Origin of the sequence: Collimonas sp. OK242 (genome assembly GCF_900107095.1) — a bacterium.
Taxonomy (GTDB): Bacteria; Pseudomonadota; Gammaproteobacteria; order Burkholderiales; family Burkholderiaceae_D; genus Collimonas.
In genome coordinates this window covers 1-14,626 of record NZ_FNOR01000001.1, presented here as the reverse complement: position 1 = coordinate 14,626, position 14,626 = coordinate 1, and the positions used below count along the sequence as shown (strand labels likewise).

Below are 14,626 nucleotides of genomic sequence, written 5' to 3'. Positions count from 1 at the left end.
TGTCAAAAAAAATCAGACGATCCGTTGCCGGCTGCCGAATGAATGACACCAGCGACAAGTTCATCATAGGCGAAAGCAACTCCGCAATTTTCAACAAACAACATCTGATTCCACAACAATCTTCACTTTTTCAATGCATTTTCCGGCGCCGATTTATCTTGCGGATTGCCGACCATGCCAGCGCTTAGCGCGCGGCCGAAACCCAGGAATTTAATATCGTTCACGACCTGTCCCGCGAACACCGACGCCAGCGCGATTACCATCACCAGGCCGACCACACCGCGCAGCGGCTGGCTCAGCGAGTTCGGTTCAAGTTTATCTGCCGCGCGCGAAATCAAGCCTATACCTATTTCGATCAATACCAGCACCAGCATGATGGGCGTACCGAGTTTGGCGATGCCGATCCAGAGAGAGTCCGTGCGTTGAATCAGGAATGCCTCGGCGGTACTTGAAAGCGATGGCATGAGCTGCTCCACCGGCCACCATTTGAAGGATTCGAACAAAGCCCCAAGTACGAAGATCATGCCGCCGCCAACGTAAAACAGGGTGACCACAAGTTGCATCAGCACGGTCGACACCGGCGTGCTTTGATCACCACGCAGCGGGTTGCTCATCTGTACGTTATTAAATCCGGCCAGATCGTCGATCAGCGTGCCAACGCTCTGCGCGATCCAAAAGGCTATGGCTGCGGAATATCCGAACGCCAATCCAAGGAAAGCTTCCTTTGCCGTCAGGACCAGCAGCGTCGCACTATTCAGATTTTCAAAGGCTTCAGGATTCTGTCCCGCTGTCACAAAATAGGTGAGCAGATAGATGACGCCGTTGCGGGCTATGCCGGGTATCGCCTGATCGCTGGTGGGCGGGAACACGAGAAATACAATCATGATGCGCATGCCGGCAAGCAGCATCATGACGATCAAATTGTGATACGCCGTGTACAAGGACAGCAGCGTATTGCTCAGAACCGTTAACTCATTCATCGTTATCTGCCTTAGGGGGTTCCAAGAATTTCGTCGTTGCGGCGGACGCGGGAATGCTGCAGCAAGGCATATGCGAGTTCACCGCTAGTTCACCTTAATGCGCGCCGCGCCAGCAGCGTTTCAATCGCTTCCTCGTCGGCGTTTTCCTCACGGCGGCGGCGCGTTTCGTCTTCAATCTGTTTCAGCTTGTGCCGGCACTTGTCGAGCGCGGCATCTATGCGGGCCAGCTTGCTGCGCAACGCGGCAACTTTACGCTCCTGTTTTTCGAGGGCGTCGCCCGCTTGCCGCTCGCGCACTTGCAAGGCCTGGACTTGCCCGCGCAAATGACTGCGCCAGGCGTCGTGGCTTAAATACAGCGCCGCCGACAAGCTGGCGGAGAGCAGCTCTTGCAAGCCATCTTCGTGAATCCGGCGGCGTTCGCAAGCCTGCTCTGTTTCAGCAACGGCTGCGGCGTGCGTCGCCTCGGCCGCCAGCATGTCTTGCCGGGCAGCTTCGAGCTCATCCTTCGCGCGCTGCTGGCGGCGCGTCTGCGCGGCGACAATTGCCCGCCATATTTTTGCAGCATCAACGCTCATTGCGCGCTATCAGTTGGAAAACTGCGAAATGACCGCATGCGTATGCGCACCCGGCGCCTCCTCGTCCGTGCCCTGGATCAGGAATTGCTCGATTGCGTCGTGATGCGAGATGGCCTCGTCGGCCAGCGGATCGGTCCCCTGCTGATACTCGCCGATCTGCAGCAGCAACTCGATCTCGTTGAACTTAGCCATCAGCTTGCGCACCCGGCCGGCGCCGTTGCAATGCGCACTGCTCGCTACCAGCGTCATCACCCGGCTCAAGCTGTTGAGAACGTCGATCGCAGGATAGTGATTGCGTGCGGCGATAGCGCGCGACAGAACGATGTGACCGTCGAGGATGCCGCGTACTTCTTCGCTGACCGGATCGTTGCCTTCTTCGTCCTCGGCAAGCACTGTATAAAACGCCGTAATCGAACCTACGCTGCCCATGCCGGCACGTTCCAGCAAACGCGGCAGCTCGGCAAAAATGGAGGGGGGAAAGCCGCGCCGTGTCGGCGGTTCGCCAGCCGACAGGCCGATTTCTCGCTGGGCTCGCGCAAAACGCGTCAGCGAATCCATCATCAGCAGCACGCGCATGCCTTGGTCGCGAAAATACTCGGCAATCGCAGTGCCCACATAGGCAGCCTTGGCGCGCTCGATCGACGATCGATCCGACGTCGCACATACCACCACGCTCTTGGCCATGCCCTCCTTGCCAAGGATCAATTCAATGAACTCGCGCACTTCGCGGCCGCGTTCGCCGATCAATACCACCACATTCACGTCGCAGGCTGCACCGCGGGCCAGCATGCCGAGCAGCGTGCTTTTGCCGACGCCGGCCGGGGCGAAGATGCCGACCCGCTGGCCTTCTCCAATCGTCATCAAGCCGTCGATGACACGCACGCCAGTGTCGAGCGGCTCTTCTATCATGCGGCGGGTGAGCGGATCCGGGGCAGCCGCGATGACTGAGCGAAAATCCTTGGTCTCGATTGCTCCGAGCTGGTCCAGCGGCTCACCCAGGCCGTCCAGCACGCGGCCCATGAGCGCCGGGCCCACCGGCACGGACAAGGGCCGGCCCTGTCCGACCACCCGTGTCGAACGCGATAAACCGACTACGCTGCCGAACGGCGCCAGCAGCGCGAATTGGCGGGTGAAGCCGACCACCTCGGCGCGCTGCACCAAACGCCCGTCAGCTTCGCGCAGCTCGCATAATTCACCCAACGTAGCGTCGAGGCCGCCCACTTTCAGCAAAGTACCGATGACTTCGACCACCTTGCCATGTTGCTTGAGCATAGGCGTCGCATCGAGCGTGGCGTCCAGCGTGTCGAGGAAACTATCGAATCCGTCCATCATTCCATGCTTTCATATTCGGCCGGCGCGTCATCCTGGTCCAGCGGATTGTCTTCGTGGAGTTGCAGGAGCTGTGACTGCGGCTCGGAAACCAGGCCGCTAACCAAACCGGCAACAGCGCGCCGCAGCGCATCGACATGCAATGACAGGCTGCCGTCGATCACGCCGTAATCCCACTCGCAGACGCAGCTTCCCGGCAGCAGCTCGGCGCGTGCCACGACTTGCGGATTGACGCCCCATTGATTGGCGCTGCAGGCCGCGCCGAAGGCGTCTCGTGCAGCCTCCAGATCCTGCGGAGCGACCCGTACGGTCAAAAACGACGAATCGTCCAGCAGCCGGTCGACGGTTCCGGCAACCTGCGCAAACAGCGCCTTGGGATCCGCAGTGCCGAGCACGCGCTCGACGCTACGCGTAACAATCTGTGCGATCCGCTCGCGGCTGGCACAGAGCAACTGATGCTGCGAAGCCGCCTGGCGCAGCATGGCGTCGTGCGCCTCTGCCAGGCCGCGCCGACGGCCGGCCGCGTAGCCCAGGCGCGCGCTGTTGTCGAAGCGGCGTTGCGCTGCCGTTTCAAGCGCATTCCCCCGTTGCTGCGCTGCGGCTACGATGGCCTGGGCCGAGGCTTCGGCATCAGCCAACAGTCCGGCATAACGCCGTTCGAGTGCCCCATACGCTTGATCGAGGGCCACCACGCTGGCAAGTTCTGCACTGCGTATCACGTCTACGTCGGGTCCGACGGACGGTTGTTCCGAGCTTAGCCAAATAGCCATTGCATCTCCGGAAAGAACGATCCTAGTTTCGCAAAAAAACGCGCCGACTCGTCGCCGCTGGAAAATTGGCTGGGCGGCATCGGCGCGTGCTTATCCCAGGTTGCGCCTGGAACGCCTGCCATGCCAGCGCCGGCCATCTCGTCCAGCGCAAGTGTAGAGGCCACCAGCGCAGCCGAAGCCGAAGCCAGGCCGGCATCCTCGGACTGGATCAGTTGCCAGCCATCGGCCGCCAGCGACACTGCGGTGAAAGACTCAGGCAGCGGCGGCGCAGAACCGCCGACAACCGCATCCGCCTGCTGCAGACGTTGCAGCGCATGCTCGCCGACCGCAGCGAGCAGCTGCTCGCACTGGCTGCGGGCCACCACCCGGCGCAGACTGGCGCGCGACCGGTACAGCGCACGAGCCGACAAGACCTTACGCAAACCGGCGGCATCCAGCAAAGCAAGCCGGTTGACGCTCACGCTCAACTGCTCGATCGAAACGACGCCTGGCAGCCAGACATCGCGAGCGGCGAGCCATGTCTGGACAGCGGCAGGAGTGCAAGCCTGGCGCCAGCGCTGGCAATGAAGCTGCGCCTGGCGCACCGCCTCCTCGCGCAACCTGGTTTCGTATCTGGCAACCCAGGCATGCAGCTGGGCCGGCGTTGCTTGCCCGCTTTCCCTTGGGTCGCTGACGTCGCTAGCATCGCTGGCATTCAAGACGGCTTGCTCCGCGAAACCAAGGCACGCAAGCCGCCTGGCGCCAGCTTGCGCAGCAGACCGTGGCGTCTGGCGGCGAACGCCAGCGCTGCGGCCAGAATTCCCGCAAGCAACAGCACGGCTCCGATCAGCCAGCCGTCGCCGCCGTTGCGGCGCCCCGATCCCGCGGCTGGCAAATCGGTGCCGGCCACCATCGTCACGCTGACGTTGTCGTAGGTCAGTCCTTCCACCGCATGCACCACCAGGTTCTTAATGCTCGGCACCAGCGAAGCGACATCGGTTCCAGGCAAATACTTGACGAACACCGCTGCCGACGACGGCTTGACTTCGTTCGCCAATGGATCGTTATTCGGCAGGACGATCTGGACACTGGCGTAACTGACGCCGTCGATCCTTGACAGCACCTCCGACAGCTGCTGCGATACGCCATAGATAAAACGCACCCGCTCTTCGGTAGGGGTGGAGATCAAGCCATCCTTCTTGAACATTTCGCCAAGATTTTCATGCTTTTGGTGCGGCATCCCGTGTGACCGCAGCACATTGATGGCCCGCGCAAAATCTTGCTCTTCTGCTTTCACCGACCAGCTTTTCCCGCTTTCGTCTTTCTGCTTGGATGCGGAAATGCCGGCGTCGAGCAGCGCCGCCAGCATGTCGTTGGCGTCGGCTTCGGATAATTGCGCAAACAACTGCTCGCTGCAACCGCTGATGAGCACGACGCTAAGCACAGCGATCAGAACGACGCGGAGCCTGCGGACCAACGATGGATAGTGTGGCATCTGGCCCTCCTACTGATTCTTGACCAAGGTCTGTATGGCGCCCTTGCTGCCTTGCGCAAGCGTTTGTCCCAGATAAAGCTTGGCCGTCAGGGTGGCAACGTCAAGTTGTACCTTTACCGATTGCGCCACCACCTCTTGCATGCTCATCTTGTCGGCGCCCGCTGCGAAGGCGTCGACCTTGTTGGTCAAGGTTCCCATGGCCTGGTCTTGTTGCGTAATCATTTGCGATACCGCAGAAGGCCCCTGGAAGTGCGTCACGCTTTGCGGCGAAAGACGCGCTTGCTCGAACTTGGCGCGGAATTGTTCGACCAGATCGCTGCGTGGCGCCGGCGCTGGCGCGGTTGCCGCGGTTTCCTTGGCAGCGCCCGCACCACCCTGCATTGCGGGCGTGCTCGAGACTGGTGGCAGTGGTGGAATTGTCATGCTCATATTGATCTCCTTAAGCCCGCAGATGCCGGTGTTGTAACAAAAATTGCAATTGACTCTTATCGATCTGTGCCACAGGCGGCCGTTTCGCCGTCTTGTCGCCGGCCTGCCCCATCAGGGTAGTCATGAGCTCAATCGAGTCGGCATCCTCCTTGCCCGACATGACTTCATTGGCATAGTGACGCCAGGACTCATCGTTCTGGTTGGCCAGGCAGATCGCCAGCAGCGAACTGACGTAAGGGCCGAACGATCCTCGCAAAGGCTGCTGCTCAAGCTCTCGCAAAAGACGCACGGCGTCGGAGAAACGCCTCTGCCGTATCAGTATCCAGGCGTCGTACGCGCGCAATTCGATAAAACCCGGCCGCATCAGGTGCACTGCCGCCAGCAGGCGCTCGGTTGGCTCGATATAGTTATGCTTGGCGCCGAACATCAATAGTTCGATCAACCCCGTTAACAGCTCGTTACTGCAATTTCCCGTCTTCATATCCGGCTCCTCGAAGAAAAACCCCCGCACGCCGCCTTGAGAACAGCACGCACTACGCGGTAGGTAGTACCAGAAGGTAAATCAACTTCACAGCCGTTTCCGCTGCAGATACGAACCGGCATCGCAACTAGCGAAACATCGCGCTGCGCTGCAACTTCCCCAAGACGGCAATGCCCTCCTGCTTCGCCACAACGCGCATCGGTTCGCATTCACGCTCTCGCCGGCCTCGCACCGGTTCAATAATCGCTCCACACCTTATTTCGGTATACATCCATGTCCGACGAAAAAACCGAAGAACCCAGCGAAAAGAAACTGACCGACGCCCGGCGCGACGGCGAAACGTCGAAAAGCCAGGATTTGCCGTTTGCGGCAATTCTGTTCAGTGCGGCGATCGGCTTTTCGCTGGGCGGCCCTGTCATGACAGAACAATTGCGTCTGCTGCTGCGCATGGGGCTCGACGTTGCAAATGCACAATCGGAAAATTTTAGTTATACCGATGCGCTAGTGACTGCCGGCATGCGCGGCTTGGCTCTTTGCCTGCCCATAGCGCTGCTGGCGGCACTGATTTCAGCCGCCGTCATTGCCGCACAAGTCGGATTGCAACTCGCTTTCAAGCCGCTGGAACTGAAATTCAATTCAATCAACCCGGCATCGGGATTGAAGCGGATCTTTTCGATGCGCTCGATGATAGAGCTGGCAAAAACCGTGATCAAAGCTTGCATTTTGAGCACGGTATTGTGGAAAACCGTGCTGATACTGCTGCCCTTGCTGATCGGCGTCGTCTACCAGCCAATCCTGGGATTGGACAGCATCGCCTGGAGCGCCTTATGCAAGATGCTCGCCATCTCTGCCGTCGTTTTCCTGGTGATAGGCACGGCCGACTTTGCTATCCAGCGCTGGTTGTTCATTAGGGACCACCGCATGAGCAAGGATGAAGTCAAACGGGAGAACAAGGAAAGCAACGGTAATCCGCAAATCAAGCAAGAGCTGAAAAAACTGTCAAAAGAACTTGCCAACGCGCCGCAGAAATCGCATGTAGGACAGGCCAATGTGGTGGTGGTCAATCCGACCCACTACGCTGTCGCCCTGCGCTACGTGCCTGAAGAATGCGGCTTGCCGCGCGTCATCGCCAAGGGAACCGATGAAGAAGCGCGCGTCATCCGTGAACTGGCAACCCTGCATGGCGTTCCGATTGTCGGCAACCCGCCTTTGGCACGCGCGCTGTATCTGGTTGCCCTGGAAGAAACGATCCCCGAACCCCTTTTCGACGCGGTGGCAGCAGTGCTGGCCTGGGTTGACGATATGGGCAAAGGCCACACCACAGCTGTCAATCCAGCCTGAAGGAGATTTACATGAAATCGTCGCGCCTCTTCAATATCAGCGGCGAAGTCGGCATCGTAGCGCTGGTAATCTCGGTTATCGCTTTGATGATCCTGCCTTTGCCCACTTTCCTGATCGATATGCTGCTGGGCCTGAATATCACCATCAGCATCGTGCTGCTGATGGTGACGATGTACATTCCCAGCGCCACATCGCTGTCGGCCTTTCCGTCCTTGCTGTTGTTTACCACCCTGTTCCGTCTGTCGCTTAACATAGCCTCGACCAAATCGATCTTGCTCAACGCCGAAGCCGGCCACATCATCGAGAGCTTTGGCGAACTGGTTGTCGGCGGCAACCTGGTGGTCGGGCTGGTGGTGTTCCTGATCATCGCCACCGTGCAGTTCATCGTCATCGCCAAAGGCTCGGAACGGGTGGCGGAGGTGGGCGCACGTTTCACCCTGGATGCGATGCCGGGCAAGCAGATGAGCATTGACGCCGACGTCAAGGCAGGCAATCTTTCGGTCGAAGACGCCAGGCAACGGCGTGCGCTGCTGGCCATCGAGAGCCAGCTGCATGGCGGCATGGACGGCGCAATGAAGTTCGTCAAGGGCGACGCCATCGCCGGCCTGGTCATCACCATGGTCAACATCCTGGCCGGCATGGTGATCGGCGTCAGCTACCATGGCATGAGCGCCGGCGAAGCTGCCAACCGCTTTTCCGTGCTTTCCATCGGCGATGCGATGGTTTCGCAAATTCCATCGTTGCTGATCTCGGTCGCGGCCGGCATCTTGATCACCCGCGTGGCTGACGAACACAGCCGGCCGCGCTCGCTAGGCATGGATATCGCATCGCAACTGTCGACCAACGCGAATGCCTTGTTCAGTGCTTCGGCAATGCTATGTGGCTTCGCAATGGTGCCGGGCTTTCCGACCACCTTGTTCCTGGTATTGGCGGTCGCGATCTTCGCCGGCGGCTACAACTTGCGCCGCAAGCAGCAGAAAACCCAGCCCGATTCCGGGACCGAACTCTCCGCCCTGGTCACTGACGGCGTCAAAGGCAACGCGCCAAGCATCGCCCAGCACGCGCCCGCGTTCGCCGTTCCGCTGTCCTTGCGGCTGTCGAAAAACCTGAGCGGCCGGCTTGACGAGACGGCCTTGAATCAGGCCCTGAACGATATACGGCTGCGGCTGGTGGAAGAGCTGGGCCTGCCTTTTCCGCGCACTGCGGTCTGGACTGCCGACAACTTGACCGGCCTGTCTTACCAGATCCTGCTGCAAGAGGTGCCGTTGCCGCCGGTAGAGATGCCGGAGTCGGTCAGTCAACGCGAAAAGGCGCTGGTAGACGATGTTTTCGACTCGGTGCGGCGTGAAGCGCATCTCTTCGTCGGCCTGCAAGAGACGCAGTGGATACTGGACCGTGTCGGCGCCGAGTATCCGGGCCTGGTGGCAGAGGTGCAGAAAGTCTCGACGGTGCCGAAGATAGCGGAAGTATTCAGGCGTCTTCTCGAGGAGCACGTACCCATCAGGAATATCCGGGCAATCCTGGAAAGCCTGGCTGCATGGGGTGCCAAGGAAAAGGACGTTCTGATGCTGACCGAATACGTGCGTGGCGATCTTGGCCGCTTCATCGCCCACCGGGCGACGGCAGGTACCGGAAAAATGCAGGCGATCGTGCTTGACGCCGATGTCGAACAGACGATTCGCCAGGCGATCAAGCCGACCCCGGCGGGCAATTTCCTGACACTTGAACCGCAGCAAATCGACGCACTCCTGGAATCCGTCCAAAGCGCCGTCGGCAACGAGCCTGCGGCTGGCGTCGCGGTGGTTACGGCAATGGATATCCGGCGTTATTTCCGGCGCATGATCGAGCAAGGTTTTCCGGCGCTGCAGGTGTATTCATTCCAGGAACTGGGAGCGAATGTCGAGCTGCAGCCGGTCGGCGTGGTTAATCTCTAGCCATGGATAACCGCTTCCGGCAGGCGCGCGAATTGCGGATCCTGCGACTTCCCACAACCCATTCCGAGACGACCCCAAGCCGGCCCGCACGACAGAGAACGGCACGTTTCAACACACTGCTCGGCGCCGCCCGGCAGGCTCTGACAGATAGTCCCTGCGCCGGCTCCGAAGGTCGATCGACCGATGACGACGCGGAGCAGCGGGACGACGCTCCGCCCTTCATCGCGGACCAAGACAGCCAGGCTGCAGCTACAGCGACGGCTGCCGCGGCCGGCAGCGACGCCGAGCGGGATGGGCTGACCGCCCTGCGCGCGCGCATGATCCGGCAATGCTCGCAGGCGGCGGAGGCCGATCTGGTGGTCGAGCATCTGGCTGAGCGCATCGCCAACTTCTGTTCCTCGCCGGCGGTTCAGGGAGGCGGGATATGGGAAGTAACCATCGTGCTTAATCCCGCCATCCTGCCTGAGACCAGCCTGCAACTGAAACTTTCGCCATTCCGGCTGTCGCTTCGCTTTGATTGCGGTAATGCGCGGGCCAATGACCTAATCTGCCTGAACACGGACGCATTGCAACGGCGTCTGCGTTCCCGGCTCGGCGCCAGCCTCGAGATTGACATCGAGGCGGCCTAGAGCCTTCAGAAAAGAGATGGATTCCTATGCATAAGCAAGTTACGGAACAAGTTACAGAGCAAGGCGAGGCAACCCCCATCGGCAACCGCTTGCGCTTCTATCCGGCAGCGTTGGCCGGTTTATCCCGAGGCTTATTCGATGCGCGCAGCACGATGCGCATGGCGGCCCGCGCCGCCGGCATCGAACTGCGCGCGCTGCCGGCAGTATCGGTCAGCTTCAAACGCGCTGCAACGCTGCGCCTGGATTCCGCCTACGGCGTCCTGACCGCACTGGTCGACCTGGCCAGCCATCCGGCACTTGAAATGATCGCGCTCGACAGCGACCGCCAAAGACGTATCGCGCTGGCCAATCTATGGCTGGCGCCGCTGCTCGAAAAACTGGCGACGAACGGTTATCCGCAACCAACCGTTGCGGAACTGACGCTGGCTGGCGAATCGACGCTGGCGCAGGGGCTGGCGTTTGAATTCCGGCATGCATCGGCGGACACTTTCCCCGGTGTTACTGACTTTGCTGATGTTGTTGTCATTACCGATCTGCCGTTAGCGCTGGCGACCCTGCTCGAACGGCAATGGCTGAAGGTCTTCAGCAACACGCAAGTATTACCCGCGCTATCCCTGCCCACGCATCTGCGGCTGCGCAGCCGCAATTGCAGCCAGACCCTGCTCGCCTCTCTGCGCTGCGGCGACATCTTGCTCGGCTGGCAGCCGCGCGGAAATTATGTGCGCGGCGCGCCCATCGACAATGTAGCGCTGCGCTGGGGCATCAGCAACGGCTGGTGCGCCGCTGCGCTGGCGAGCGTCGCGGCACACACCATTACCCTGGAGAACAAACCTATGACGACGACCTACAATCTAGACAACGATCAGCCTGCGGACCTGGAAGCGGCAGACGCGGCAGAACCGGCGGCGCAGATCGATGTCGGACAGCTTGAGATTCCCGTCCATCTTGAGATTGTCACGCTCAATTTGCCCATAGCGCAAATCGCCGCGCTGGAACCCGGCTGCATCCTGGAACTCCCAATACCGGTAGACGATGCCCAGATCCGGCTGGTTTCGCATGGCCAGGTTCTTGCGTTTGGCGAACTGGTGGCAATCGGCGGCCAGTTAGGTTTGCAAATCCACCGCATGGCAGAGCGCAATGAGCGGCACTCCTGATATCGCGTCGCTGCTGATCGCAGCGCTCGCCCTTAGCATCTTGCCGTTCGCCGCGATGGTGGTCACGTCGTATACGAAAATCGTGGTCGTGCTAGGCCTGCTGCGTAACGCTCTCGGCTTGCAGCAAGTGCCGCCGACCTCGGTGCTGAACGGCGTCGCCATCATCATTTCATGCTTCGTGATGGCGCCGGTAGGCATGGAAGCTGTCAAGCATGCGCAGCTATCGAGCGAGCAAACTGCCGGATCGCAGATCATGCCATTGTTCGACGCCGCGCGCGAACCGTTCCGCGCCTTTCTGCGCAAGCACACGTCCGAGCGCGAGAAGGCGTTTTTCATGCGCTCGGCACGCCAGATCTGGCCGCCGGAACGCGCCGCAGAGCTGAAGCCGGACGACTTGATCGTGCTGGCGCCGGCGTTCGCATTGAGTGAGCTGACTGCGGCTTTCAAGATCGGCTTCCTGCTATACCTGTGTTTCATCGTGATCGACCTGGTGATCGCCAACGTGCTGATGGCATTGGGACTATCCCAGGTCAATCCGAGCAACGTCGCGATTCCATTCAAGCTGCTGCTGTTCATATCGCTGGATGGCTGGTCCACCTTGGTCCATGGACTCATATCTACCTACCGGTGAAGACATGGAATACGACGCAATCACCCACCTGACGACGCAGGCATTGACGCTGGCCCTGCTGGTATCCCTGCCGGTTGTCGGCGTTGCTGCAATCACCGGCCTGGTGATTGCTTTTCTGCAGGCGATTACCTCGCTGCAGGATTCCAGCATCTCGCAGGGCATTAAAATGATAGTCGTGACGGTGGTGGTGGTTATCGCCGCACCGTGGGCCGCCGCCGCCATCCAGAACTATGCGCGTTCCGTGTTTCAAGTGATATTCCCATGAACATCACGCGTATCGACGGCTGGAACAGTCCGCATCAGGCGGAAGATGAGGAGCAGCCGATCCAGCTGCCGGTCCAACTGCCAATTCCCGGCCACCATCGCCATCGGTCTGCCGCCCTGCGCGCCAGGCGGCAGACCGCGCGGCGCGGCGCCGGCGGCGAACCGGAGCAGCTCGAATCAGGCGCCATGAGCGAAGATTTGCTGATGATGCTGGAAGAGCATACTTCCTCGCAACGTACAGAAATCAGCACAATAAATCTTCGCCAATCCAGCGACGACGGCCGCTCATCCGACCGGGATCGCCGCGAAAGCCGCCACCGCAGTGCAGGCACTGCCTGGCCCATGCAATTTAATGCAACGGACCCGGCCCGCTCTATCAACATCATGCGGGCCGCCAGGCGTCCGATCCGAGATGAAGCGCTATTACTCGGCACCTGGCCATTGGCGCATGACACCAAGTTGCGATTGCACGGCCAGGCGGCTGCCGAAACAGCAATGCTCGGAGCACGCGACAAGCTGGTTTCCGGTAAGGCGCAATCAGGCACGAGCTACAGGATTCTGGCAATCATGCGCGAATTTTTGCAAATGCCGGCTGCCGCCCGCGCGCAGCCAACTACTTTACATACGGTGCGCGACAGCCTGGTGGCGCTGATCGAACCTGGCAAGCAAACCGTACCGGCAGTAATTAAAGGTGGCGATGCGCCCTCCGCCGCCCTGTTTTTGCGGCCCGGCCTGGCATCCCGGCGAACATGCACTGCCGCCGAGGAAACAATGAATCTGCTGCTGCCGTTGCTGCTGCTGAACCTGTCCCGCAAGCGTACAGACATGGAACGTGCGATCGGTGTGGCGAAGCTTTCGGCACTTATTCTGCGCGGCCGCGGATGGTAATCAAGTTCGTTCGCCAGCCAATAAATTCGGGCCTTGGCTGCTGGCCTGCAGAACACGAAGATAGACTTATATCAAAGCAGTACAGCAAAGTGAACTGCAAGGTGAACTACAGCGGCAGCCTGATTGATCCTGATTCAACAGCAGAACAAGGGAGTTAGTCCATGAAAAAACAGATTCGCGTATTGACTGGCCGTCACTCCGGAGCAGTGATCAATCTGGCCAATGGCGACACCACGATCGGTTGCGACGCCAAGTCTGAAATTCAGATCTCGGACTGGAACGCACCGGCCATGCTGCTTACGCTGGATGAGCAAGGCAGCGTCGCGATAGGCGTCTCAAATGACAGCGAGCCGCAAGCCCGGCTGGAAGATTTCGAGCCCCGCAGCTTCAACGATATTGTCCTGTGCGCAGGGCCGGCAGACGCAACTTGGCCGTCCGACATCAGCTTGCTGCGCATGGTCTGTTCTCCGCAAGCCATTCAGCCAGCTACTCAGCAAGCCGCATCGGAAAATTTACCGGACCAGGCGCCGCCATCTCTGCATCCGGTCAAGACGGTCCCCATCTGGGCCCGCCACGCAACCATCAGCTGGCTGGTTCTGGCCTCCTCGCTGCTGGCGGCCGTGACCGCCACCGCGATGATTGTGCCCGGCACCAATCCACTGCGGAGCGGCGTTCTGCCACCACCGCAGGCGTCGCTGGAAAGACTGAAACTGGCTGTGGCGCAACTGAATCAAGACGACCTGACAATTACCGAGCAAGATGGCGTGGTCAACGTCAGCGGCATCGTAAAGCAGGAGGATGCCGCAGCCAGGATCTATCAGGCGGCACACGCCTTCGCAGCCGGACATCTGAAGTGGAACGTCAGGGCAGCGGACGAAGTGGTGCGCGATCTCAAGGAATCGTTGCGCGCCCCCGACGTCAGTGTGCAATACAGGGGCAACGGCGTCTTTGCTGTGACAGGAACCGTGCTGCACCCCGAGGCCATCCAGAAAGTTGTGGAGCAATTCCGCGCCGACCTGGGGCCGCTGGTCAAACAGGTCGATGTCAACGTCATGCGTGCCGACGAAATCGCTACCGCCAAGGATATCGGTTCCGCGCTGGCAGTCGACGGCCTGCAATATTTCGCGTCGAGCGACGGTACGAAAAGTTTCGTTTCGCCGCAACGCGCTTCGCTCCGTTTCCAATGAGGTGATTGCAATGTACGAATATATGACAGAACCGCTGATCAATACTTTAAATGCGCTACCCAAGTTAGCCGGCGATCCGGCCCATTCCGCCGAGCTGAATGCGGTCGCACAGGCGCTGGAACAGATGGCGCTCAGCGCCGCCGAGGCCAACCGGGCCAGCATGGATCCGAGCCAGCGCCAGACCGGCAGCGTGATAGTGGATGGATTGAGAGCGGCAGCCGAATTATGCCGCTCTGCAGTAGAACAAGTTGCGTAATGTTTATCAGTTTTCAATGCCGTGCAGCTGTTTTTCACGGCATCGACTCAGTTTTGTGTGATGCCCATGCGGGAATTGCACATTTTAGCCGGGCTTCTCACGGAGCCCATCTAGCCCGCTTCGAAATCGAAGCATGTTTTTCATCAAGGAGAATCAAAATGGCAGGAGCAATTAAGGGTCTGGATACAGGTGCACAAATCGCTGAAATTGAAGCGGCAGCGGCAGCAGAAAACGCCATCAACCTGGCTAACACCCTGGCCAAGGTGCACACGATGGGTCTGAAGGCAGCCAAAGATATCGTCGG

At 59.8% G+C, this 14,626-nt stretch carries 17 protein-coding genes; 9 read left to right on the top strand and 8 right to left on the bottom strand.

Annotation, left to right across the window (positions count from 1 at the left end):
- Positions 1 to 122: 122 nt before the first annotated feature.
- From sctT to BLV81_RS00050, 8 genes are all read right to left on the bottom strand, one after another.
- A complete protein-coding gene (gene sctT, locus BLV81_RS00085) occupies positions 123 to 980 on the bottom strand; it encodes a type III secretion system export apparatus subunit SctT (protein WP_092351195.1) in 858 nt (285 codons plus the stop codon).
- Positions 981 to 1,069: 89 nt separating this feature from the next.
- Complete coding sequence (locus BLV81_RS00080; RefSeq protein WP_092351193.1) at positions 1,070 to 1,555, bottom strand: hypothetical protein; 486 nt, start codon at positions 1,553 to 1,555, stop codon at positions 1,070 to 1,072.
- A 9-nt stretch (positions 1,556 to 1,564) separates the two neighbouring features.
- Positions 1,565 to 2,887, bottom strand: coding sequence for a type III secretion system ATPase SctN (sctN, locus tag BLV81_RS00075; RefSeq protein ID WP_092351191.1), 1,323 nt, complete (start codon positions 2,885 to 2,887; stop codon positions 1,565 to 1,567).
- Positions 2,884 to 3,654 (bottom strand): type III secretion system stator protein SctL, encoded by a 771-nt coding sequence (sctL, locus tag BLV81_RS00070; RefSeq protein WP_092351190.1) that lies wholly within the window; start codon positions 3,652 to 3,654, stop codon positions 2,884 to 2,886. The genes sctN and sctL overlap by 4 nt, the downstream gene beginning before the upstream one ends.
- Positions 3,639 to 4,352, bottom strand: a complete 714-nt coding sequence (locus tag BLV81_RS00065; protein ID WP_092351189.1) for a type III secretion protein HrpB4 — start codon at positions 4,350 to 4,352, stop codon at positions 3,639 to 3,641. The genes sctL and BLV81_RS00065 overlap by 16 nt, the downstream gene beginning before the upstream one ends.
- The gene (gene sctJ, locus BLV81_RS00060; protein ID WP_092351188.1) at positions 4,349 to 5,128 is read right to left on the bottom strand and encodes a type III secretion system inner membrane ring lipoprotein SctJ; all 780 of its coding nucleotides are present in this window, start codon (positions 5,126 to 5,128) and stop codon (positions 4,349 to 4,351) included. The genes BLV81_RS00065 and sctJ overlap by 4 nt, the downstream gene beginning before the upstream one ends.
- Positions 5,129 to 5,137: 9 nt before the next feature.
- Positions 5,138 to 5,557, bottom strand: a complete 420-nt coding sequence (locus BLV81_RS00055; RefSeq protein WP_092351187.1) for a hypothetical protein — start codon at positions 5,555 to 5,557, stop codon at positions 5,138 to 5,140.
- 10 nt (positions 5,558 to 5,567) lie between these two features.
- Positions 5,568 to 6,038: an HrpB1 family type III secretion system apparatus protein gene (locus tag BLV81_RS00050; protein ID WP_092351186.1), complete on the bottom strand. Its 471-nt coding sequence runs from the start codon at positions 6,036 to 6,038 to the stop codon at positions 5,568 to 5,570.
- Between the two features lie 273 nt (positions 6,039 to 6,311).
- Here BLV81_RS00050 and sctU point away from each other — a divergent pair, with 273 nt between their 5' ends.
- The 9 genes from sctU to BLV81_RS00005 all read left to right on the top strand — a co-directional run bounded on the left by sctU (position 6,312) and on the right by BLV81_RS00005 (position 14,322).
- Positions 6,312 to 7,379: a type III secretion system export apparatus subunit SctU gene (gene sctU, locus BLV81_RS00045; RefSeq protein ID WP_092351185.1), complete on the top strand. Its 1,068-nt coding sequence runs from the start codon at positions 6,312 to 6,314 to the stop codon at positions 7,377 to 7,379.
- Positions 7,380 to 7,390: 11 nt separating this feature from the next.
- A complete protein-coding gene (locus tag BLV81_RS00040; RefSeq protein ID WP_092351184.1) occupies positions 7,391 to 9,313 on the top strand; it encodes an FHIPEP family type III secretion protein in 1,923 nt (640 codons plus the stop codon).
- Between the two features lie 2 nt (positions 9,314 to 9,315).
- Positions 9,316 to 9,942: a type III secretion system protein SctP gene (gene sctP, locus BLV81_RS00035; RefSeq protein ID WP_092351183.1), complete on the top strand. Its 627-nt coding sequence runs from the start codon at positions 9,316 to 9,318 to the stop codon at positions 9,940 to 9,942.
- A gap of 26 nt (positions 9,943 to 9,968) precedes the next feature.
- Positions 9,969 to 11,096 carry a type III secretion system cytoplasmic ring protein SctQ gene (gene sctQ / locus BLV81_RS00030; protein WP_092351182.1) on the top strand — a complete coding sequence of 376 codons (1,128 nt, stop codon included), beginning with the start codon at positions 9,969 to 9,971 and terminating at the stop codon, positions 11,094 to 11,096.
- Positions 11,080 to 11,727 (top strand): type III secretion system export apparatus subunit SctR, encoded by a 648-nt coding sequence (gene sctR / locus BLV81_RS00025; protein WP_092351181.1) that lies wholly within the window; start codon positions 11,080 to 11,082, stop codon positions 11,725 to 11,727. Before sctQ ends, sctR begins: the two co-directional genes overlap by 17 nt.
- Before the next feature lie 4 nt (positions 11,728 to 11,731).
- A complete protein-coding gene (gene sctS / locus BLV81_RS00020; protein ID WP_092351180.1) occupies positions 11,732 to 11,992 on the top strand; it encodes a type III secretion system export apparatus subunit SctS in 261 nt (86 codons plus the stop codon).
- The gene (locus BLV81_RS00015; RefSeq protein WP_092351179.1) at positions 11,989 to 12,879 is read left to right on the top strand and encodes a hypothetical protein; all 891 of its coding nucleotides are present in this window, start codon (positions 11,989 to 11,991) and stop codon (positions 12,877 to 12,879) included. The genes sctS and BLV81_RS00015 overlap by 4 nt, the downstream gene beginning before the upstream one ends.
- A gap of 161 nt (positions 12,880 to 13,040) precedes the next feature.
- Positions 13,041 to 14,066, top strand: a complete 1,026-nt coding sequence (gene hrpD5 / locus BLV81_RS00010) for an HrpD5 family protein (protein ID WP_092351178.1) — start codon at positions 13,041 to 13,043, stop codon at positions 14,064 to 14,066.
- 10 nt (positions 14,067 to 14,076) lie between these two features.
- Positions 14,077 to 14,322: a hypothetical protein gene (locus BLV81_RS00005; protein WP_092351177.1), complete on the top strand. Its 246-nt coding sequence runs from the start codon at positions 14,077 to 14,079 to the stop codon at positions 14,320 to 14,322.
- Positions 14,323 to 14,626 lie beyond the last annotated feature (304 nt).